The sequence below is a fragment of the Roseofilum halophilum BLCC-M91 genome (assembly GCF_030068445.1).
Classification (GTDB): Bacteria; Cyanobacteriota; Cyanobacteriia; order Cyanobacteriales; family Desertifilaceae; genus Roseofilum; species Roseofilum halophilum.
Genome location: NZ_JAQPOK010000134.1, coordinates 1 through 22,037, shown reverse-complemented (window position 1 = coordinate 22,037; position 22,037 = coordinate 1). Strand labels below are relative to the sequence as shown.

At 48.2% G+C, this 22,037-nt stretch carries 22 protein-coding genes; 8 read left to right on the top strand and 14 right to left on the bottom strand.

Annotated elements, in window-relative coordinates; translation table 11 throughout:
• Window positions 1–81 precede the first annotated feature (81 nt).
• From hisH to rpoD, 3 genes are all read left to right on the top strand, one after another.
• Window positions 82–723, top strand: a complete 642-nt coding sequence (gene hisH / locus PJF56_RS17380; protein WP_283763962.1) for an imidazole glycerol phosphate synthase subunit HisH — start codon at window positions 82–84, stop codon at window positions 721–723.
• 89 nt (window positions 724–812) lie between these two features.
• A complete protein-coding gene (locus PJF56_RS17375) occupies window positions 813–1,142 on the top strand; it encodes a hypothetical protein (protein ID WP_283763961.1) in 330 nt (109 codons plus the stop codon).
• Window positions 1,143–1,729: 587 nt separating this feature from the next.
• Window positions 1,730–2,854, top strand: coding sequence for an RNA polymerase sigma factor RpoD (gene rpoD, locus PJF56_RS17370; RefSeq protein WP_283763960.1), 1,125 nt, complete (start codon window positions 1,730–1,732; stop codon window positions 2,852–2,854).
• A gap of 125 nt (window positions 2,855–2,979) precedes the next feature.
• On the opposite strand, the gene PJF56_RS17365 is transcribed toward rpoD, so the two are convergent.
• The 5 genes from PJF56_RS17365 to PJF56_RS17345 all read right to left on the bottom strand — a co-directional run bounded on the left by PJF56_RS17365 (window position 2,980) and on the right by PJF56_RS17345 (window position 8,151).
• Window positions 2,980–3,141, bottom strand: coding sequence for a chlorophyll a/b-binding protein (locus PJF56_RS17365; protein ID WP_283763959.1), 162 nt, complete (start codon window positions 3,139–3,141; stop codon window positions 2,980–2,982).
• Between the two features lie 84 nt (window positions 3,142–3,225).
• On the bottom strand, window positions 3,226–4,476 hold the full coding sequence (locus PJF56_RS17360) for an ABC transporter ATP-binding protein (protein ID WP_283763958.1): 1,251 nt from the start codon (window positions 4,474–4,476) through the stop codon (window positions 3,226–3,228).
• A gap of 167 nt (window positions 4,477–4,643) precedes the next feature.
• On the bottom strand, window positions 4,644–5,048 hold the full coding sequence (locus tag PJF56_RS17355) for a type II toxin-antitoxin system VapC family toxin (RefSeq protein WP_283763957.1): 405 nt from the start codon (window positions 5,046–5,048) through the stop codon (window positions 4,644–4,646).
• The gene (locus PJF56_RS17350) at window positions 5,033–5,263 is read right to left on the bottom strand and encodes a hypothetical protein (protein ID WP_283763956.1); all 231 of its coding nucleotides are present in this window, start codon (window positions 5,261–5,263) and stop codon (window positions 5,033–5,035) included. Before PJF56_RS17350 ends, PJF56_RS17355 begins: the two co-directional genes overlap by 16 nt.
• Before the next feature lie 320 nt (window positions 5,264–5,583).
• Window positions 5,584–8,151, bottom strand: a complete 2,568-nt coding sequence (locus PJF56_RS17345) for a DNA gyrase/topoisomerase IV subunit A (RefSeq protein ID WP_283763955.1) — start codon at window positions 8,149–8,151, stop codon at window positions 5,584–5,586.
• 458 nt (window positions 8,152–8,609) lie between these two features.
• On the opposite strand from PJF56_RS17345, the gene PJF56_RS17340 reads away from it, so the two are divergent.
• Window positions 8,610–9,008, top strand: a complete 399-nt coding sequence (locus PJF56_RS17340) for a response regulator (RefSeq protein ID WP_283763954.1) — start codon at window positions 8,610–8,612, stop codon at window positions 9,006–9,008.
• Between the two features lie 88 nt (window positions 9,009–9,096).
• Entirely contained in the window at window positions 9,097–10,254 is a 1,158-nt protein-coding gene (locus PJF56_RS17335; RefSeq protein ID WP_283763953.1) for a glycoside hydrolase family 10-like protein, read from the top strand.
• 37 nt (window positions 10,255–10,291) lie between these two features.
• Here the strand turns inward: PJF56_RS17335 and PJF56_RS17330 are convergent, their stop codons facing one another.
• Complete coding sequence (locus tag PJF56_RS17330; protein WP_430540897.1) at window positions 10,292–11,167, bottom strand: tetratricopeptide repeat protein; 876 nt, start codon at window positions 11,165–11,167, stop codon at window positions 10,292–10,294.
• 166 nt (window positions 11,168–11,333) lie between these two features.
• Here PJF56_RS17330 and PJF56_RS17325 point away from each other — a divergent pair, with 166 nt between their 5' ends.
• Window positions 11,334–12,530, top strand: coding sequence for a response regulator (locus PJF56_RS17325; protein ID WP_283763951.1), 1,197 nt, complete (start codon window positions 11,334–11,336; stop codon window positions 12,528–12,530).
• Window positions 12,527–13,435, top strand: a complete 909-nt coding sequence (locus PJF56_RS17320) for a DMT family transporter (RefSeq protein WP_283763950.1) — start codon at window positions 12,527–12,529, stop codon at window positions 13,433–13,435. The genes PJF56_RS17325 and PJF56_RS17320 overlap by 4 nt, the downstream gene beginning before the upstream one ends.
• 2 nt (window positions 13,436–13,437) lie before the next feature.
• Here the strand turns inward: PJF56_RS17320 and PJF56_RS17315 are convergent, their stop codons facing one another.
• The 3 genes from PJF56_RS17315 to PJF56_RS17305 all read right to left on the bottom strand — a co-directional run bounded on the left by PJF56_RS17315 (window position 13,438) and on the right by PJF56_RS17305 (window position 15,277).
• Window positions 13,438–13,605, bottom strand: coding sequence for a PCP reductase family protein (locus PJF56_RS17315; protein ID WP_283763949.1), 168 nt, complete (start codon window positions 13,603–13,605; stop codon window positions 13,438–13,440).
• Window positions 13,606–13,797: 192 nt separating this feature from the next.
• A complete protein-coding gene (locus PJF56_RS17310; protein ID WP_283763948.1) occupies window positions 13,798–14,655 on the bottom strand; it encodes a hypothetical protein in 858 nt (285 codons plus the stop codon).
• A gap of 52 nt (window positions 14,656–14,707) precedes the next feature.
• On the bottom strand, window positions 14,708–15,277 hold the full coding sequence (locus PJF56_RS17305; protein ID WP_283763947.1) for a DUF1517 domain-containing protein: 570 nt from the start codon (window positions 15,275–15,277) through the stop codon (window positions 14,708–14,710).
• Between the two features lie 85 nt (window positions 15,278–15,362).
• Here PJF56_RS17305 and PJF56_RS17300 point away from each other — a divergent pair, with 85 nt between their 5' ends.
• Window positions 15,363–15,974 carry a cofactor assembly of complex C subunit B gene (locus PJF56_RS17300; RefSeq protein ID WP_347179576.1) on the top strand — a complete coding sequence of 204 codons (612 nt, stop codon included), beginning with the start codon at window positions 15,363–15,365 and terminating at the stop codon, window positions 15,972–15,974.
• 8 nt (window positions 15,975–15,982) lie between these two features.
• Here the strand turns inward: PJF56_RS17300 and PJF56_RS17295 are convergent, their stop codons facing one another.
• From PJF56_RS17295 to PJF56_RS17275, 5 genes are all read right to left on the bottom strand, one after another.
• On the bottom strand, window positions 15,983–17,818 hold the full coding sequence (locus tag PJF56_RS17295) for a macro domain-containing protein (RefSeq protein WP_283763945.1): 1,836 nt from the start codon (window positions 17,816–17,818) through the stop codon (window positions 15,983–15,985).
• 20 nt (window positions 17,819–17,838) lie between these two features.
• Window positions 17,839–18,474 (bottom strand): MerR family transcriptional regulator, encoded by a 636-nt coding sequence (locus PJF56_RS17290; RefSeq protein ID WP_283763944.1) that lies wholly within the window; start codon window positions 18,472–18,474, stop codon window positions 17,839–17,841.
• Between the two features lie 284 nt (window positions 18,475–18,758).
• Window positions 18,759–19,013, bottom strand: a complete 255-nt coding sequence (locus PJF56_RS17285) for a NifU family protein (protein ID WP_283755199.1) — start codon at window positions 19,011–19,013, stop codon at window positions 18,759–18,761.
• 74 nt (window positions 19,014–19,087) lie between these two features.
• Window positions 19,088–19,738 (bottom strand): DUF3386 domain-containing protein, encoded by a 651-nt coding sequence (locus tag PJF56_RS17280; RefSeq protein ID WP_283763943.1) that lies wholly within the window; start codon window positions 19,736–19,738, stop codon window positions 19,088–19,090.
• A 129-nt stretch (window positions 19,739–19,867) separates the two neighbouring features.
• On the bottom strand, window positions 19,868–21,862 hold the full coding sequence (locus PJF56_RS17275; RefSeq protein ID WP_283763942.1) for an amylo-alpha-1,6-glucosidase: 1,995 nt from the start codon (window positions 21,860–21,862) through the stop codon (window positions 19,868–19,870).
• Window positions 21,863–22,037: the final 175 nt, after the last annotated feature.

Sequence of the window (22,037 nt, the reverse complement as noted above, 5' to 3'; positions counted from 1 at the left end):
TACATTAATTTACATTAATAATCACCGACAATACACCTACAATAAGGGCATATTCGCCAATTGAGTTAAGGATAAAACACCATGTCAGTTATCGCCGTCATCGATTACGATATGGGTAACTTGCACTCGGTTTGTAAGGGACTCGAAAAAGCCGGTGCAACCCCAAAAATAACCGACCTGGCCGCAGAAATTCAGCAAGCAGATGCTGTGGTTTTGCCAGGGGTAGGGGCCTTCGATCCAGCCGTGGAGCATATTCGATCGCGCCACCTAGAAGATCCGATTAAGGAGGCGATCGCCAGTGGTAAGCCCTTTCTGGGGATTTGTTTAGGGTTACAAATTCTCTTTGACTATAGTGAAGAAGGACAACAACCGGGTCTGGGGATTCTCCCTGGAGCAGTCCGTCGTTTCCACTGGGAACCGGGAATCACCATTCCTCACATGGGATGGAATCACCTCCACTTCACCCAACCGGATATCCCTTTATGGAAGCACCTATCAACTGCTTCTTGGATGTATTTTGTCCACTCCTACTATGTCGATCCCCAGGATAAAGGGGTCTGCGGGGCCACGGTAACCCATGGAACTCAAAGCGTAACTGCGGCGATCGCCCAAAACAACCTCATGGCTGTTCAATTCCACCCCGAAAAATCAGACCGTGCCGGATTGCAAATCCTCTCTAATTTCGTAGAGCATGTCCGCTCTCAAACCCAAGTTTGTGTTTAATCTTACCCATTCTCAAGATTAGGACACAACGTCTGTATCCTAATCTTGGAGCCTTACTTTTAGCTTGTTGATTTTACAGCCAAACTATTGTGTTACCTCTGGTCGTCAAAGAAAGCACCCTTTTTACCTTTAAATTCTGGTTGAATGACCAGATTCAAGAGGGAATGAACTACCAACAGGAAATGTTTTGTCGGTTATACACCCTCGCGCCCCAATTTCGGGCCCAACTCTATCAGTTTGGCTGTAAACTGACTCAAAATGGAACCCTAGTCGTTATTAGTATCACAGACCAGGATTGCAGTTTGTGGGTAAGCTTACGAGACCCCATTGTAAAATCAGTTCTCATTGATGGGCAAGTTCTCGATCTACCCAGTCCCCTGAAAGAGCGCGACTGGCCCGATGCCTTGCCCCCATCTTAGACTCCAGAAAACCAGAGCTTGCCGCTAAAACGTTAAATTTGTCAATTAACTTAACCTAATTGCCCCCCCCATTTTGGCCAAAAGTGAGTTAACTTAACAGAAAATAGGCGGCAATTGAGATCCCTAGGGCAATTCAATTGCTGGTTAACCGTAAGGTTCTACCCTAGTAACGTCCATCTACAAAAACCACTACATTTTCGTGTTTTTGTAGTACGACAAAGCCAACCCTAACTTTTACTCCCCTTGTATTTAACTCCCTGGTAAAACTCCAGTACCCAGATGGCTAATTTAGCCAAAGACCAAGAGTGTCTTGATTTTTGAGTGTACTGGTGTAGCCGGATCGGGGGAGCCTTTCTAGAGTAGGGGTCAACGAACCCTCTCAGAAGAGTTTAGGGTCTCTCCCCCCAGACTTACTGGAGCAGAGAAACTAGAGAGAACCCTCGAATTTTCTAAAATCTGGCCCACAGATCTCTCAAGTATTGTTAAACTTGAAAGGTTTGTTGGTAGAGAATGGTGAAGAAATACTCACCAAGACAATTTCTCAACTTGATTTCTTAAGATATTTAAAGGAGCATGAGGAACGCGGCATGACCCAGGCTAAAAACCTACTCCCAACCCTCGAACCCCCCGAACTTGAAGAGGCACTGTACGCAATAGAGGAGGAAGAGCTAGAAGAAGATTATCTAGGCACAACTCCGGACGAGGACGACGGTAAGTCTGGCAAAGTTCGTGCGATCCGTCGGAAGACCCAAGTCAAGAAGAAGCATTATACAGAAGACTCTATTCGTCTGTATTTACAAGAAATTGGTCGTATTCGACTGTTAAGGGCTGACGAAGAAATCGAACTGGCTCGTAAAATTGCTGATTTATTAGAATTAGAGCGTCTCAGAGACGATTTAGAAGAAGGGCTAGAACGAGAGCCAAGTGATGCAGAATGGGCTGAATCGGTGGGAATGCCTTTACCCCAGTTTCGCTATCGTCTGCATTTGGGACGACGGGCTAAGGACAAAATGGTACAGTCCAACTTGCGTCTGGTGGTTTCGATCGCCAAAAAATATATGAATCGGGGCCTATCCTTCCAGGATTTGATTCAGGAAGGGAGCTTAGGCTTAATTCGAGCCGCCGAAAAATTCGATCATGAGAAAGGCTATAAGTTCTCAACTTATGCGACTTGGTGGATTCGTCAAGCGATTACGCGGGCGATCGCCGATCAATCTCGTACCATTCGCCTTCCGGTTCATCTGTACGAAACCATTTCTCGGATTAAAAAGACCACTAAACTGCTCTCCCAAGAAATGGGACGCAAACCCACCGAGGAAGAAATCGCAGAACGCATGGAAATGACCATCGAAAAACTGCGGTTCATCGCCAAATCTGCCCAACTGCCCATCTCCCTAGAAACGCCCATTGGTAAAGAAGAAGACTCTCGTTTAGGAGACTTCATTGAATCTGATGGCGAAACTCCAGAAGACGATGTTTCTAAGAGTTTGCTGCGGGAAGATTTAGAAGGAGTCCTCGGAACCCTCAGTCCTCGCGAACGGGATGTTTTGCGTCTGCGCTATGGCTTAGATGATGGACGCATGAAAACCCTAGAGGAAATTGGGCAAATCTTTAATGTTACGCGGGAGCGGATACGGCAAATCGAGGCAAAAGCCCTGCGTAAACTGCGCCACCCCAACCGGAATAGCATTTTACGGGAATATATCGGCTAGATTTTGGCCTTAATTAACCCTGATAGACGGCAAGTATTAACCTGCCGTCTGTTGGCTATGTAGCCACCCTAAAAAGGACAACTTGGCTTTCCCTCTTGCCTTTTGCCTTTTGCCTCCCCCTAGCCCTATAGTCCAAAAAGACCGAGAAATCCATCACTAGAAGCGAATTGAATCCCTAGAGCAACCACAAAGCCGACCATCGCTAAACGACCATTCCAGATTTCTGCTTGGGGGGTGAATCCGACCTTCCAAGCGTTACGGTTCGGTAAAGTTTCCCGATCTTCCATGGATTGAAACCCTCATACTCAATTTGTCAGTGTAAATAAATATTAACAAAATGAGAGAGACTTGGCTGTAGTTTTGATTACGGTTCAGAACTTCTTATGGTTTTGCTCCTCAATTGGGAAAACTGCTAATCCAGTTTGAGCCGAAAACAGATGAATCTGGTTAGGAACCATGGAAAACCAGAGGGTTTCGCCGCTCTGAATGGAGCGCGGCCCCGCCAATCTGAGATTAAGCTTTGTAGACTCTCCTGAGAGTCGTCCCGAAACTAGGGTTTCATGGCCGAGTTGTTCCACCGCAGTGACCTGAATGGGTAAATTTTTAGGTGCGGGGGCGCTCTCTTGAAGATGTTCCGGGCGAATGCCTAAGATGAGGGCAGATTCCCCAAATTTCTGTAAGGGATATTGCCAGGCTTCTGGTAGGGTAAAGCGAAATTGGGGATGGCGTAATAACAGGGGGGCAGACAGCTCGACGGGGATAAAATTCATCGGTGGAGAACCGATAAATTGGGCGACAAATTGATTGGCGGGGCGATGGTAGAGGTCTAAGGGGGGGGCTACTTGTTGCAATTCTCCTTGATTCATGACGGCGATGCGATCGCCCATGGTCATTGCTTCGACCTGATCGTGGGTGACATAAATGGTGGTTACTCCGACTTGACGTTGGAGTTGTACAATCTGCGATCGCGTTTGGGTTCGTAATTGGGCATCTAGATTGGATAATGGCTCATCCATGAGGAAAACTTGGGGATTTCGGGCGATCGCCCGTCCCAGAGCCACCCGTTGCTTCTGTCCCCCAGATAACTGCTTCGGTAGACGCTCCAACAGGGTCTCAATTTCCAATAATCGCGTCACCTGTTGCACCTGCGCTTGAATTTGACGCTCTTCTGGGGAAAGATAGCGCAAACCAGGAGGGAGCGATCGCGTCCATGCCACTCCCCCGCGCTTGATCCACTCTTTCATCGAGGGGGCTGAATTCCCCCGTCTCAAGCCAAAGGCGATATTCTCATAAACCGTCATATGGGGATACAGGGCATAATTTTGGAACACCATGGCCGTATTGCGAGCTTTTGGCGGTAAGGTATTGACTTGGCGATCGCCAATCCAAACCTGTCCCCCCGTCAAACTCTCCAAACCCGAAATAATCCGCAACAGGGTACTCTTCCCGCACCCCGACGGCCCCACCAGCACCAAAAACTCCCCATCCTCCACCGTCAAATTAACATTCCGCAAAACCGGAGCCTTCTGGTTCTGAGCATTTTTACCCTCAATCTCAGATGGAGCTGATGAAACAGCCCGATCAAAGTGCTTATAAACATTTTCTAAAACTACTGTTGCCACGTTATCTCACACAATCAAGAATTAAAAATTTACCTTAATTTAACTGATTTTTCCATTACAATTTCATCTACGCTATCACCTGCCTTATCTATACTCTACGATTATGAAAAGCTAAAGCTTTTCCGAAAGTGACAGAAAAGAAAATATGACTAAAGACCGTGATATTCTTACCAAACAACTGGCGAATAGAAATCAGCTATTTTTCGATCTGCGGTAATAATAGGAGCTTGATTTGCTTGAGCCATGGCAACAATGACTCTATCTGCTGGATCTCGATGATCCCATGATAATCGCACACTGTCTAGCCAAATTTCTTCATCTATCGGGACGAAACGAATAACATCAGACTTTTTCAACGTGGCAATATACTCATCAATATCCACACCCAAGTCTAATTTATTATTTTTAATTTTGATAGCGATTTCCCAAATTGATATGGATGAAATCAGTCCATTTTTATCCTGTTCCATGCGATCGATTGCTTGTTTGGCTTTGGGAGAAAGGTGAGCAGGATCTAAACTCCACCAAATCAAAGCACAAGTATCCAGAACAATTTTTATATTTCCTGCCATTCTTCAGTTGTTGGGTTGGTTAGGTCTTCAAAATATTTAACTTTCCCGCGCATATTTTTGAATAACTCTGAAGTTGGGATGGATTTCTTATAGGGAGAAATGGTAATAATCGGTTGATCGCCATCGGTGACTAAAACTTCTTCCCCTTCTACCTCAACCCGTCGCAACACATTGGACAAGTCACTTGTTAATTGATTTTTGTTAATTATTTTCATATATTAAACCATCGAATCATCTAAGTTGTGTCTATTATAGCCAATTTTGGGAACCACTATAGATTTACTGTCATTGCGAAGGTCGCGGAGTAGAATGAAGCAATCTCGCTAATCTTAGCGATCGCTTCCCTAGGATCGCAATGACAACTCAAACCCATAGATTAGGGCTGTAAGTAACTCCACTAAAGTCCTGCTTTCTTCCTACCAAGTCGAGTGAGCAACTTGTAGATCTCTCCCTGGCGCAACGACAAATCGAACAACATAAGATTAGTTTACCCACACAGTTTCCTAATGATGGCTTGTTACTTTCAAGAGAAGACCTACTTCGATCGCGGTCTCTCCAAGAGATAAAGATCCTTCAAGGTTTCCTGAGACTGTAACTTAAACAACCGATCACCGGTTCCATCCTTACCCATCTCTTCCACTCGATCCACCTCTAACCGCCAAAACCGTTGACTGCTGCTAACTGCTTGTACTTGTCCCCCCGCAGGGGCTAACACCATACCCACCATACGATCGCGCGAGCGATGGGTAGCATTATCGCTACGTTGGCTAAATTGCAGCGCCTGCGTGCCAATATCGCCGCGATTTCCTTGGCGAATGACCTCCACAGGAACCCGTTTTCCGAATCCCATCTCGGACACCAACAGAATCCGATCCTGGGGACGAGCCACCACACAACCGACTAACTGCTCCTGTTTTCGCAATCTCAGGGCTTGATAACCCTGGGCAGTGCGGCCTAAAACCGGCACTTGTTCCGAATTCATATCTAGGCGTAAGATCCGGCCTCCCGATGTTCCTAACAATAATTGTGACCTCGGCCCCGCTAAATACACATACTTGAGGCGATCGCCCTCCTTCAACTTCAGCGCCGTTAACCCACTGGCTCGCAAATTGGCAAACTCCACCAAAGGCAGTCGCTTAATCCGTCCCTCCTCCGTCACCAACACCAAATCTTGATCCTCACCATACTCCGTTAACACAAACTGAGCCACCACATCCGGCGGTTGGCCCGTGCCACTATGGGGCACTAAACTGTTTAGGGGAATACCCTGGGAATTACTACTGGTGGGCACTTGACCCACTTTTACGCTATAACCTTTGCCATCCACCGTCAACAGCAACAAATCCGCATCCGCTCCCGCTCGATAACAACTTAGAGCCGAAGCCATCCCCTCCCCTGCATCCGCACTCAGCTCAGGGACGCGGCGCACATATCCCCCATAAGTAATCTCCAGATAACTCATCTCCAGAGATAAAGATAACTCCTGGATATTCTCTTGCTGACGGACAGAAGATTTCCCCTTCTGGGTACGTTTCGATCGCCTCGACGATCCTCCAGACTCCCCTGACTGACTACGCTTGGGAGTCTCAGAGTCCCTATCATTAGCCATTTGAATGCGTGTACGTCGGGGGTTATCATAGCGACGCTTGAGGCTACGCAGTTCTTTTTTCAAAGATTTGAGCAATTCCGATCGCTCATTGAGCAATTGCTCCAATTCTTGAATTCGTTGAGTGAGTTGGTCAAACTCAGTCTGTAAATTTTGGCGCTCTAACCCCGTTAACCGACGCATGGGCATGGCTAACAAAGCATCCGCTTGAGCCGGTTGTAACTTGAGCGCTTTTTGCAATTGCGCTTTAGCCGTTGTGCCGTCAGCAGCATTTCTGAGAATAGAGATCGCCCGATCCAAATTTTCCAAAGCCAATAATAACCCTTCCAGAATATGGCAACGTTTGCGCGTCTGTTCCAACTCATGGTTATATTGGCGTGTTAGGGTCTGTTCCCGAAAATTGAGGAACTCTTGCAGCACTTGGCGCAAACTCAACTGCTGGGGACTTCCATTCACCAGCGCCAAAAAAATCGCCCCAAAATTGGTTTGCAACGGGGTTTGATGATAGAGATGGGCTAAAACTTCACTCGGTTGGGCATCCATTTTCAGCTCCAATACCACCCGCATTCCAGAGCGATCGCTCTCATCCCGAATATCCGAAATGCCGTCTAACTTGCCATGATTGACCAAATCGGCTACTTTCTCAATCCACCCCGCCTTATTCACCTGATAGGGTAACTCCGTCACGATAATACAATCGCGGATGCGCTTACGTTTTCCCGGTTGAATTTTCTCAATCGTAGCCACCCCGCGCATGGGAATACTCCCCTTACCATTCAGATAAGCACTCCTGATCCCTTCTCGATCCACAATCACCCCACCCGTGGGAAAATCCGGTGCGGGAATTTTCTTCATTAACTTCTCATCGGACAGCTCTGGATTATCAATTAAAGCAATCAACCCATCCACCACTTCCCCCAAATTATGGGGCGGAATATTCGTCGCCATCCCCACCGCAATCCCGGAACAGCCATTGAGCAGTAAAATCGGCAATTGGGCTGGTAGCACCACCGGTTCCGCTTGAGAGTTGTCGAAGTTGGGAGTAAAATTGACCGTAGACTCGCTAATTTCGGCTAACAAACTCTCATGGCTAATGGGAGAGAGGCGCGTTTCCGTGTAGCGCATGGCTGCGGGGGGATCGTTATCCACCGAGCCAAAATTACCATGGCCCGCGAGTAGGGGATAGCGACAGGAAAAATCTTGCACCATCCGCACCAGAGCATCATAGACCGCCTGATCCCCATGGGGATGATATTTACCCAACACATCCCCCACCACTCTTGCACATTTACGATAGGGGCGATCGGGGGTTAACCCCAATTCATGCATCGCATATAAAATACGCCGATGCACTGGCTTTAACCCATCTCGAACATCTGGGAGGGCACGGCCAACAATGACGCTCATGGCATATTCCAGATAAGACCTCTCCATCTCGGTATGTAAGGCGGTGGGAATAATTTGTTCGCTTTGGAAAAGTCGCAGTTGTTTAGCCATGGGTTGAATGAAGGTAAGGGTGAACTCAGGATTTAGAATGCTGTCTCAGGTAAGTTTTTAGGGTACACCTGACGGAGTAAAGATGGCCAAAAATGGCTGGCGTTCGCGCCAGCGATGGGTCACATTATCGCCCCATCGATTCCGGTTTTTCCTCTTTCTCTTGTAAGATGGTAGAGAAAACTTGAATACCAAATGTAACGGATGTGGGGCACAATGAACCTAAGTGAGATCGGGCAGTTGAGCATGGTTAGGATCGGCTCGGTAACGGTGGAATACGGCAATTAGGGGGAGATGGGCAGCTCAATCTATTTCTCATTCCTCTCTATACTATGCAAGAGCAGGGGTTGTCTCATACACTCATACGGTAGTATCTAGACAGGTGTATCTAGCCAAGCAATCTAGCAACTGGGAATCTGAGCCTTTATGTATTCTGGAGTTGAAAATTAAGAGAATCGATCATGAAAACTGTTCTAATCGTAGAAGATGATCCCATTAATGCGCGGGTTTTCTCTAAAATCCTCACCAAACGTGGTGGACTCAATGTTAAGCATACCGAAAATGTGGATGAGGTCATGGAGATCGTCAGCCGCAAGGAAGCGGATATTATTCTCATGGATGTGTCCCTAGCCAATAGCATGTATCAGGGGAAATCGGTTGATGGGATTAAAATTACTCAAATGATTAAAGGGGATGATACTATATCAGGAATTCCGATTATTCTAGTGACTGCCCATGCGATGCAAGGCGATCGCGAGAATTTCCTTCAACAGAGTGGAGCGGATGGCTATATCTCCAAACCCGTGATCGATCATCAAGAGTTTGTGGATAAAATTAAATCGTTATTGCCCCAGGATTAAGGCCATGTTATCCGTCAATTGGGGTAGCCCTGTACATAGGAGATGGTTTCCTCATCGGCCAAAGAGAACCATTGTACTGAGTGGGTTGATGAGCCTTGTTTTGGCCTGGGTTTTGGCTGTGGTTCCAGCACTTTCTCAGTCTCGACCCCTACCCGCTACAGAGTTGAGGGGGGTATGGTTAACCAATGTGGATAGCGATGTCTTGTTTTCGAGCGATCGCCTCACAGATGCTCTAGAACAACTCGATCGGCTCCATTTTAATACCATTTATCCGACAGTGTGGAATGAGGGCTATACCCTCTATCCCAGTCAAGTGGGAAAGGAGTTAACGGGACGTTCGGTACTGAATATTCCGGGTTTACAGAAGAGAGATATGCTCAAAGAAGCGATCGAGCAAGGCCATAAACGAGGGATGAGTGTACTACCCTGGTTGGAGTTTGGATTTATGGCTCCGGCTGAGTCTGAGTTGGCCAAGCGTCATCCAGACTGGATTACCAACCGTTCTGATGGTTCCCAAGTGGTGATGCAGGGAATTCATCCAAGGGTTTGGTTAAATCCGTTTCATCCCCAAGTGCAGCAGTTAATGGTGGATTTGGTGACTGAATTGGTGAACCACTACGATATTGATGGCATTCAGTTAGACGATCATTTTGGCTTGCCCGTAGAGCTGGGCTATGATGCCTATACCCGTCAATTGTATCAATCAGAGCATAATGGCCAACTCCCCCCAGAAAATCCAGAGGATGCAGCCTGGATACGCTGGAGAGCCGATCGCATCACCACAGTAATGGCGCGGATTTTTGCGGCTGTCAAAAGTAAACGCCCCGATGCCATTGTTTCCCTGTCTCCCAATCCCCAGCATTTTGCCTATAGTCGCTACCTTCAGGATTGGTTTAGCTGGGAGCGACAAGGGTTTGTAGAAGAACTGTTAATTCAAATCTATCGCGATGACCTAGAACGGTTTCAATTGGAACTGAAGCGACCAGAAGTACAAGTTGCCTTAGATCATATTCCGGTCGGAATTGGAGTATTAACGGGATTGAAAAATAGACCCGTTCCCATGAGCCAAGTTCAACAACAGGTGGCTGAACTCAGAAACGGCAAATTTGCCGGGGTCTCCTTCTTTTTCTACGAAACCCTATGGAATTTGAGCCTGGAGTCTCCCCAAGATCGCCAAGCCGACTGGGAAAAGATCTTTCCCCAACCGGCTGCACGTCCGAGTATTCTTCACTGCTGGCAGAGTTAATAATTAACAATTGTTAATTATTAATTGTTAATTGTTATCAACGTTGCATGTTGAACTCTGCCTCAGAGAGTTGTGCTAGAGTTTCTTGAATTCTAGGGGTTTCCAGAAACATTTTCGTATCAGCCAATAGACGCTGACCCCAAAGATTGGCTTCTAGAAACTCCAGATCGGCATAACCGGGATCGAGTTCGAGGGCTGCCGATCCCATTCTCAGACCCTGTTCGCGATCGCCTTTCACATATAATGCCACGGCCAAAGCTAACTGGGGTTCAGCCGCTTCTGATTCAATGCTCACCGCTTTGCGCCAAGAGGCGATCGCTCGATCGATCTGACCCTGTTCATACTGAATCAAACCAATATTATTAACCCCTGGCCAAAACATCTCATCTTGGCTCATGGCCTTTTCATATTGGGCGATCGCCTCGCTCCAGCGATTGAGCTTATAGTAAGTATTCCCCAAATCAAACAGAGCTGCCAGTTGATCGGGCTTAAATCTTAACCCTTCTTGGAGATAATCGGCCGCCTTTTGGTAGTCCTCGTTTTGGAAATGGGCCGAACCTAACGTAAACAAAACCAACTCATTCTGGGGTTCTAGCGATCTGGCCTTCTCCAAAGACTCGATTCCCCGCTCCACGTCATCCGTCTGCAAATACAAGCGACCGAGCAAAAACCAAGCCCGGATATCATCGGGTAAAAGTTGAACCGCCAACTGAGCGCGAGGAAGAGCCGGTTGATATTGTTGGAACTGGGCCAGTTGTTCCGCTTGTCGAGCCAACTGAAGCCCTTCGTCCTCCAACTCTTTGTACTCTAACTCCAAGGTACGGGGAACGATCGCCTGGCCCCAGGCGGGCTGTAGACCACTCACCCCACTCCACAAACACACCAACAAAGCAAAATAAATCGGTTTTGGCACAACAGAAGCCTCAGACAACATAACGCACAGACCACTTTTCATAATTTTAACCAACATTGAGGGTTTACCCAACTTCAGGTTGAGATCCCTTTTCTCTTTACGAGCATTTGTGAACCCATCTAGAATAAAAACAAATTTCTTTCTTCTAGGATTGAGTAGCTCTTGGATGGTGTTCCCATCTAATCTGCTTGCTTCCGATCGCAATGGGTGCTATCTCATGGAGCGTTATCTCCGGCAAATCTACCACCAACAAGCTACTGGTGAGTTAATTGTTACCGCTCAAGATCAAACTTGGCACTTATTCTTTTATCTGGGTCATCTGCTCTATGCCACAGGAGGAATTCATCGCAGTCGCCGATGGTATCGCTATATTAAGCTGTTTTCCGTTGATTGGAGTGCCATCGAACTCAAAAAGCCCACAAGCATGTGGGAATATTATCTGCTGCGCTACGCTCTACAGCAACATCGAATCAACCTCAGTCAAGCGCAATCGGTGATTGCCTATAGTGCCATTGAAATCTTATTTGCCCTGCTGACCCACTCTTCTGATGACCTTTCGAGTCGGTGGAAACCCAGCAAACGCTTATCGGGAAACACGGCCACTCCGCGATCGTCCCTGGCTTTAAAAATTCCACCCCTAATTGAAAGAACCGAAAACCTGTCTAAACAATGGCAGAAGATGGAATTAACTTCCCTATCTCCAGATTTAGCGCCCATGTTAAACCGGGAGCTGCCTAAACGAGTGAATGCCCAAACGTCAACCAAATTGATTGAGTTATTCAACGGAGAAAATCCGATTTGGGATATTGCTTTAGAAATGAAGCAATCTCTCTATACTTTATCTCGCAGTATTCGTCATTTTTGGAAACAGGGGATCATTGATTTTCAATCCTTACGGGATCTCGATCCACCGGTGTCTTGGACGACTCCTAGGATGGATCAAACCCTGAATGGGGAATCGGATACCCAAACCTCTGGCCCTCTAATTGCCTGTATTGATGATAGTCCCCTGGTTGGCCATGCCTTGGGCCATATTTTGATTCCTGCTGGTTATCAATTGCTGAAAATTCATGACCCGATTTCTGGTATTGCCCAATTAGCGCAAAATCAACCCGATCTGATTTTATTGGATGTGGTAATGCCGACGGTAACCGGCTATAATTTGTGCAGTTTTTTGCGGCAAACGTCTTTGTTTAGTGAGACTCCTATTATTATTTTGACCAGTCGAGATCATATTATCGATCGCACCAAGGCGAAGTTGGCAGGGGCAACGGATTTTCTGACGAAACCGGCGAAACCGGAGCAACTGCTGAAGTTGATCGAAAAACATCTCAATCCGATTACTCCCGTGACTGAACCATGAAGAAACCAGCAATGTGGTGGGTGGGGTTGGTTTTGGGGTTTGGAGTTTTAACCATTGCCACTTCGGCCGTTTTTGTGCGCTTGTGTCTTGAGTCTGGGGGAAGGGCTGGGGCTGGATTTAGCTTGGTGTTGGCGGTGTTGCGCTTGGCTATAGCGTCCCTGTTGTGTGTTCCCTTGTGGAAAGGGGTGAAGCGCAGTGGCGCATCGCGACAGGCTTGGAAATGGGCGATCGCGGCTGGATTCTGTTTAGCCGTCCATTTTTCCCTGTGGATTACTTCCCTATCCTATACCTCGATTGCGGCGGCCACCACCCTAGTGACCACAAACCCCCTTTGGGTGGCCCTAATTCTCTGGGTTTGGCAAGGCAAACGACCCACTCAACTCACGGTTTTGGGCATTCTCATTGCCTTAACTGGGGGAATTATGATTGCCTTTGGAGGGGACAGCGCGACTCCAACCGGCTCTGTTTCTCTGCTGGGTAATGCCTTGGCCTTAATGGGGGCTTGGTCTGCGAGTTTGTATCTGATTCTGGGACAAAAAGCCCAACAGGAAGGATTAGGGTTGGGCCATTATATTGCTTCGGTTTATACCCTAGCTGCCCTGTGTTTATTCCCCATTCCCTTTCTCTTGGGCGTTCCCTATACGGGTTATTCGATTGATTTTTATCTGTATGTGGCTCTGATGGCTATATTGCCCCAACTCATGGGTCATACCTCCTTAAATTGGTCGGTACGTTGGATTTCACCCACGACGGTTGCTCTGGCGATTCTCTGTGAACCCATAGGGGCAACTTGGCTCGGTTATGTTATCTTTGCCGAAGTTCCTACCCCATTGGTGTTTGCGGGGGCCGTCATTTTGTTGTTGGGCGTTGCCTTAGCCATTTGGGGAGAAGGCAAAAGGAGCTAATTCTATTGACCGAACTCTAGGCGAGCTTGTTCGACTAAATCTGCGGTAACCATTTCTGAGTCGGATTCGCGAGCGAGTTGTTCGATACGGCCTCTGGCTTGCGATCGCACAAAATAGGGAATATTCTTCAGTTTAACCTGAGCCTCAGCCGTCCACTGTAATTCATTCATGGGTTTTACCTCTGCGATCGGTATCATCTATTTTAAGCCATGGCGCTACCGTTCGGAAAACCTTAGACCAACTCTGACCTACTTAGATAGGGTGTGATGAAATTTGCGAGCATGTTTGACGATCCGGATGATGACGAGTTAGCGATCGTCGGCGATCGCTAACTTCCATTTCCAAGGCCTAAATGTCAATATTCACCGCCGTCTTCTGCGACCACCGCTACTGAATCCAGAAGAGCGACGAGACGATCCACCACTGCCAAAACTAGGCTGGCGCTGTTTGGGTTTGGAGTTGTCAGACGAGCGCAAATTAGAGCCACCATACCCAGAACCCGTTGAGCGATTGGAATTGGTAGAATTGGGTTTGCGATTCGTGCTTGTACTGGGAGACCTTAAATTTCCAGTCGTGCGGAGAGTTTGACGATTTTTAACGGCGGCTGGCGGTTGATTATAACGACTTTGATAGCTGTTCACCGCTTGGCTATAGGTACTGCCATAGCCACCATAACCGGTCATCACGGTTCCGGCTTGATAAACCGGGGGCACATAATAGCTGGGACTAAAGAGCATATTCGCCACTGCCTGTCCCGCTAACGCACCAGCAAAGGGTGTCCAAAAATTAGATTCTCGACGCACGACAACCGTTTCCGTTTGTCCCGTTTGCGGGTTAGTGCGCTCTTCGGTGACATTATGAACATATTGGATTTGGAAATCCGGAGTCATATAGAGGATAGCCCGATCGCCCTCAATTTCGGCATAAGTGCTGTTTCCGGCTTGAATCTGCTCATCAGTCAGTCGCGCCATCTGCACATCGGTGGTACGAAACAGGGGAGCGCTACCAGCCGGAGTATTCAGCAACATTAAACGATACTCCCCCGTGCCATCATCATAAGTCGCTTGTTGTACCGGATATTCTCCACTAGAGACGGAGTTACGCACCGGAGCGCTCGCGGTTTGGGTTGAACTGACCTTTTGCTGGGACGATCCGCCACAAGCGGTTGTGGTCAGCAGTAAGGTAAAACACAGAAAGACAGTTAAGAATTTACGCCACATAGAATGAATCAGGTGATATTATCGGGTTTCAATAAGGCCATTGTGCCATGAGCTAGAGGGGGATGAGTTCAGAGAAATTTAGTAACAGTTGATCCTCCGTGAGGCGATCGCCCAATCGAGCAGGAGAAAAATGCACTTGAACCGCTCGCAGTCGCTCTTGATAATGGAGATTAATCATCGCCTTTAATCCTTGACTTAGGGCGCTGAAGCTGGCTAAATCCGTTTCTAGATCGGGTGATTGTCCTTCAAAGGCGATCGTCATCATCACCACAATATTCTCCGTAATCGGCAGGGATAAAAGATCTTCCTCCTCTTCAGGATCGCCTAAATCCGGTTGACTCAGATAGCGCTGGGCCGAATCCGTAAACAACTCTTGCACATAATCGGCCGCTTCCGCTTCCTTCCACATTACATCCCCTTCATTCGCTGCCGATCGCCAATAGGATTCCAATTGCAGTAAAGATTGTGCAATCTCCACTAAGCCCTCGCCCAAAACCCCTAAATCTCCTTCTGCATCGATCGCCTCTTGTGCCTTTTGATTTAAAACACCGAGCAAAGGCGCGATCTCATCGCCCGCTAAATGGAGCATCAGCCGACAAACCACAAATCGAGTTCTAGCCATAGAATGTAAAATCACGATATTCTTTACCTAATTATTCACTATCTTGACTCTCAAACCCACCGACTCCAACCGATTTTTACGCCTTATGCCGATTATTGTCGGCATAATTGGGGGAACTCTGTTAATGGTGAATCGGCTATTTACCCCAGAGTTAACCCCCTCCCAAGGCCGTTCTGATGTGTTAGGGGTGATGATTAGCGCCCTGTTAATTTTAACCGGATTACTCTGGCAACAGATTCAACCTGTCCCCCCTGAGCGCGTTCAGTTAATTGGAGAAGAAGGCTTTGAATTATCTGATGAGTTACCCGATTTTGTCAAAACTGAGTTAGCTTGGGCTTCTCAATTATTGCTGACCAATACAGTTACGCGATCGCTCGTCATTTATCATCGAGGTCAAGTGATTCTGCGCCGAGGCATTTTAGGGCCAAAGTCTGAGGTCAAACCCGGCCCCATTGTGCAACGGGTTCTCGATAAAGGCAAACCGGTTTATTTAGTCAATCTCAATATTTATCCGGGCAAAATTGAATTTGATTATTTACCTGAGAACACCCAAGGGGTGATTTGTCAACCCTTGGCAGAAAATGGCGTAATGATCTTAGGCGCGAATGCACCGCGCAGTTATACGAAACAAGATGAAGCTTGGATTGCCGGAATTGCTGATAAAATTGGTAATTCCTTAGATTATATCAAGTCCTAGGTAATACCCTATTTGATATGACCTAGGGCTTGATAACATTGGTAATTGCGATTGTCCCAACAGACAATAATCACTTGCTCGATCGCAGGTTGTTGTTGCAGAACTTCACTAATGGCGCGTAGGGCAATAGAAGCGGCCCAGTCTGGGGGACAGCCTAATGCACCGGTAGCAATGGAGGGGAAAGAGATGGTTTTGAGTCCCTTTTGCAGCACTAAATTGAGAGCATTGCGGTAACAGTTGGTGAGCTGTTCTTCTTCCTTGGCGCGTCCGTTTTGCCAAGCGGGGCCGACGGTGTGAATCACATATTGGGCGGGGAGATTAAAGGCGGGAGTGATTTTGGCTTCCCCCACATCACAGGTAACCAGGGCGTTACAGGCTTGGCGTAATTCTGGCCCGGCGGCTCGGTGAATGGCCGCATCAACTCCAAATGTGCCGGTCATCAGGGGGTTGGTGGCATTAACAATGGCATCAACGGCAATCTGGCTAATGTCTCCTTTAACGACTTTAATCCGGTCTCCCACCTGTTGCCAAGGTTTTGCTCCCTGTCCTGACTGGGGAACGGCGGAGGAAGTACCCACTCTCTTTTGGCGCTGTTCTTGATATTCACCATAATGGGACTGTCCCCATCCCCGACTGCGAGCGTGGGATTCAAAATGACTGCGTTTGCTAAATTGCTGGTATTCTCGCCGTTTCAAGTTGGTACTCAAAGAGTGCAAGGAGTCTGATTCTTGACTCATGGCTGGGGAGGCGGGGGCGGACTGAATGACTTCCATTCCTTTGGAGATCGCTTGTTCGGCTCGGTCATAGTGCCCAAGTCTTGCCTGTTCTGCGGCTTCTTTTTTGGCGCGGGAGGCGAGGAGAGCGGCGACTTCTTGCTGTACTTCTGGGTTAAAGGGAAATTCGTTTAGGCTTTGCCGGTTGACCCAGGGTAAGGTAAGGGAGCGATCGCTCTGTTGGCGTTGACCGGTTTCTACATCATCCCAAGCTAGATGCAGGGTGAGGATCGAGGGTAGGGTTTGGGGGGGGATTTGCAACCGTAAGGCAAGGGTGAAGGGGTTTCCCGCGATCAGGTTTGGGAGTTGATATTGACCGTTGGGGAGGGTTGCAAAGTCGTTGAAGACATCGAGCAGTTGCACTTGAGAGGGGAGGGTGAAGCTTAAACTGACGTTTTTGCCTAGGGTAGCCATTAGGCCTTGCAATTCCATGGCGAAAATGTCGGGCAGTTGGTCTGGACTTTCGATATAGTAGTAGTTGCCGTCGCCACTGGCGGCGATCGCCTCTAACAGGGTTTCGTTATAGTCATCGCCCACGCCCATGGTGGTTGTACTGACTCCCCTCTGGGCGAGTCCATGGACATCGGTGGCAATCACATCGGGGTTGGTTTCGCCCACGTTAGCAATGCCGTCCGAGAGCAAAATCACCCGGTTGAGAAAATTGGGTTGCAGGTGTTGACTGACTTGTACTCCTCCTTCTATCCAACCCCCATGAAGGGCGGTTCCTCCCCCAGCATTGATCTGTTGGATTTGTTGCAGGATATAGGATTTATTCTGTACCCGTTGACTGGGAACAGGGGTATTAATATTGTTGTGAAAGGTGACCACACTGACGCGATCGCTCGGTTGCAATTGATTGACGGCATAGGCAGCCGCTTGTTTTGTGAAGGTGATTTTGTTACGCTGGGCCATGGAACCGGAGCGATCTAGCACCAGGCTCAGATTGATGGGTGGCCGTTCCAGGGTAACCTGGGGTGCAGGGGGCGTAAGGCGGATTAAAAGATCTAGGGTGGTGGGAATTTCTGTGCATAAAGCGGCACGGAGGGGGATAAATTCGATCGCAGGTTGCATAAACACGCTCTCCAAAGCACTTAAGGGTAACGCAGAGCTAAGAGGGCCTGGGCAATGGCTTGCACCAGGTTTTCCTGCTCTTGGGGACTGGTGGGTAGGGTGACATCCGATCGCAGATGAATTTCTAAACCCGGTAAGATTTCTAGGTGTTTCCAGTTTTCTGGGGTGGGTTTTGTTGCCTCGGAAACGGCGGGGGTTTTCCGGCTAGGGGGACTGATGTTCCGTTGGCTCCCAGGGGAGGCTTCTGGCGATCGCTGTTTCACTTGTTCCAGAAACGCCAGAGCTGGATTGGCGGGTTCTAAGGAAAGTTGCACCCCTCCCTGCAACAGGGATTCTAACTCGGTATTCGTTTTTGCCACTACAAAGGATTGCAGGGCACTCACCCCGAATCCCTCACTGAGTAATCGTCTGATTAACAACATTTGTAAGAGATGGCGGTAAGTATAACGGGCCTCCCTCCCCTGTTTTAATGGCTCATCAAGCAATCCCTGGCTGGCATAATGGCGGACTAAACGAGGGTTGACCTCTTCACGCGATCGCCGGGAGTGGGATTTATGATCCGGTAGAAATTGAGGCAACAACTCATTTAACACCTGGGCAAATTCCTCTAGAGACCAGAGGGGCTGCTCTTGTGAAAGCTGTTGCAATGTTTTCATAGTTCGAGTCTAACAATTACAATAAAAAGTGTCAATATCAATCTTTTATGTCATTTTTGGCTGACAGATGGCCATGAAAAAATGGGTCAGCCCAAGGGCTAACCCATCTTCAGGGTACAGAGTAGTTGTGTCTCAGGTACAGCGCTTTCCGCCCTCTGTGGGGGAATGGGGAGATGGGGAGATAGGGGAGTGAACACAGAGGTTGATAACCTCCCATTACCCATTACCCATTACCCATTACCCTTGCCCTGAGCGGAGTCGAAGGGCATTACCAGCGCAGTGCGCTACAGAACCTGTTCAACTTCAGCAATTTCGGGAATAAATTCGCGCAACCGGCGCTCAATTCCCATTTTCAGGGTCATTGCAGAACTCGGACAAGATCCACAAGCGCCTTGTAAACGGAGTTTCACAATGGGGCCATCAATTTCGCTCAGTTCCACATTTCCCCCATCAGCCATCAAGTAAGGACGGAGGTCATCTAAAACTGCTTCCACATTATCTGGGGTTAGTTCCAGGGGAGGGGTTAAAGTGCTAGACATAGGTTTAATTCACCACAATGGACTAAAAATTCCTTCAATTATCCTAGCGCGATTGAGGAAATTAGGGGATCGGCTTAAACTAAGCTCGGCTCTAATAGTTTAATGTTGGAGTAAGTAAACTGGGTGGTCACCTTTTCGTCTGGGCGTTCCGTATTTAGGGTTTGATGGGTGAGTATAAAATAATTTCCAATCAGTTGATAGCGGTCTTCAAAGTGAACATGCTGCATGATTTCACCGCTTTCTGTATTGCGGAACACGGCTTCATAGCGAGTGGGTAGATATCCCTCTCCCGTATCCAAGGTTTCATGGGTATCGATATAAAAGGTCATTTGACCGACGACCCGTTGCACGTAGCAAATGACGCGATCGCGCAGTTTATATTCTGACCCCATAGATGCACCGGAAACCTTAATTTCTACGGCCCCGGTATCATCAGTTTCGCCCAGGGTAAAGCTGTTTTTGCCATGGGTGTCCTCAAAGGTTCTCCGTTTGCGGTGGGTAACCACATCCTTGAGTTGGGTTTCCACGGATTTTTTCACCGTCTCATTCTCAATCCCGGAAATTTCAACGGTTAGATCTCGGTTAATCTGAATGGAGCCACTGTAGATTTCATTGCCTTGTTCAATATCAATCTCAGCACTGATTCCGGGAAATTTGTCATCCCAGGTATAACGGTTTTCGTAAGCGCTTTGGAACAGGTCACGAGCGTTGGTGGTTTGAGTCATTTTCGGCATGATTTGGATCGATATTATTGTTTCACCTATCCCGATCTTAATCGCTAATGGGTCAGATTTCGGTGAGGTGAATCATTGATATTCTGAATCTATACGCTACGTTGGAGCTACAGAAAAGGTTTATACTTTTCGGTGCTGGTTAATGACTTGCCAAGCGCGTAGGGTTTCGGACACGCTCCAAGCTTGGGCGATACAACCTCTGGGGGTGAAGGGCGGATCGCCATCAAAGATTTCACTGATGCTTCCCATGCCATGAGTGTGTAAATGGTGCGCCATGGGGGTGAGGAAACTGAGCGCTCGATCGGGTTGGTTGTAGACTTTGAGGTGGGCGATCGCAAATGGCCCCAATAACCATCCCCAGACTGTACCTTGATGATAGGCTCCGTCTCGATGGGCTAAATCTCCACCATAACGCCCGGTATATTGGGGATCGTCTCGACTGAGCGATCGCAACCCATAGGAGGTGAGCAGCGATCGCCCGCAGGCATCGACCACCCTCCGTTGCTGTTCTGGACTCAGGGGACTTTGGGGTAAGGAGACGGCAAAAATCTGATTGGGTCGCAACCTCGGATCGTTTCCTTTTTGAGTATCTATTACATCGTGGCAATATCCAGCTTCACAGTTCCAAAAGCGCTTAAATCCTTGTTTTGCCTGGTCTGCCAGTTTTTCATACTCCCGATCTTCTTTGCCTAATTTCCGAGCAAACCCGACCATGGTATGCAATGCATTATACCACAGAGCGTTGACTTCCACGGGCTTTCCTTGCCGGGGAGTCACTACCCAATCCCCATATTTAGCATCCATCCAGGTCAGTTGCGCCATGGATTCTCCCGCATACAAGAGGCCGTCTTCGGAGTCGCGGTGAATGTTATATCGAGTTCCCCGACAATGCCAGTCGATGATGTCGGCTAATATGGGGAATAGTTCGGCGATAAAGCGGCGATCGCGGGTGGCCTGATAATATTGGCGAATGGCTTCAAAATACCATAACGTAGCATCGACGGTATTATAAGCGGGGTCTTCTCCCCCATCGGGGAACACATTGGGCAACATGCCCCGATCCACATATTGGGCAAAGGTAGCTAGTAATCGCTTGGCTACTTCTGTGCGTCCTGTGGAAAGGGTTAAACCCGGTAGGCTAATCATGGTATCCCGTCCCCAGTCCGTAAACCAGGGATAACCCGCAATTACGGTTTTGCCTTGGGGGTTATGGGAGAGGGGACGACAGACAATAAATTGATCGGCAGCGAGAATCAACTGTCGAATCCAGTCCGGAGCCTTTTCGGTGTTGAGATAGGGTGTAGCTTGCCAACGGTGGAGTAACTGCTGTTCGTAGTGTTTGTGCTGCTGTAGCGCCTCTTTCGAGTCCAGATTGACCTGACTCTGGGTACTGGCAACTAGGGTTAGGGAGTCTCCAGGATTGAGGGATGTGGTGAGGGTGCAGGCGTGAAAATGGTTATCGCGATCGCCGTCTCCCCGATAGCGCTCTAGGGGGAGATCGTAGCCTTGTATCCAGGTGTCCTCTAAGCTGAATTCCCCTCCAGGGCTGAAGATATACCAGGGGATGGCGGTTTCCGGCGCTTCCAGTTTTACCCCAGATTCTATCTTCTGGGTGTGGATCGTGAACTGTAAATCTTCTTGTAGAGTATTGTAGGGGCGAGTGTTGGCGATCGCCTTAATCTCTAAGTTTACAGGCAGACTACTCCGCACCAGATCGTAGCGAATGTAGGTGGTATTTTCCCCTTGCTGCATCCAGATCCGTTTTTGCAGCAGCCCATCCCCGAAAGCAAATGTCCAGACGGGGGTTGTGCCCTCTAAACGGAAACTTTCGATTTGGCGATCGCCATGAGGGTCGATTTTACCGCCCACCCATCGATTGGTAAACAGGGGATAGGACTTGTTGTCATAGGTAACGGTTTCATCCAGTTGGGTTAACAGCAGGGTTCGCTGTACCGGAGGCTTGAGAGCCGCTATCAATAACCCATGATAGCGGCGACTGAGGCCAGAGGCGATCGTCCCCGATGCATAGCCCCCAATACCATTTGTGACTAACCATTCGCGGGACTGTGCTGTTGCTGGGTTGCCACAGATTTCTCGTCCTACCTCAATCACCATAAGCTCTTTTTTCTGGGCGATCGCCACCTGCTGTTTATTAGGGTCGAGAGAGATGTTACCATCTCCCCCTCCCGTTCAAAACCGGACATGAGACTTTCACCTCATCCGGCTACTAGCAAAATCAGTCATTGTCATTGATACGGTTCAGACTTCCATCACTGGCAGTCTTTTTGTC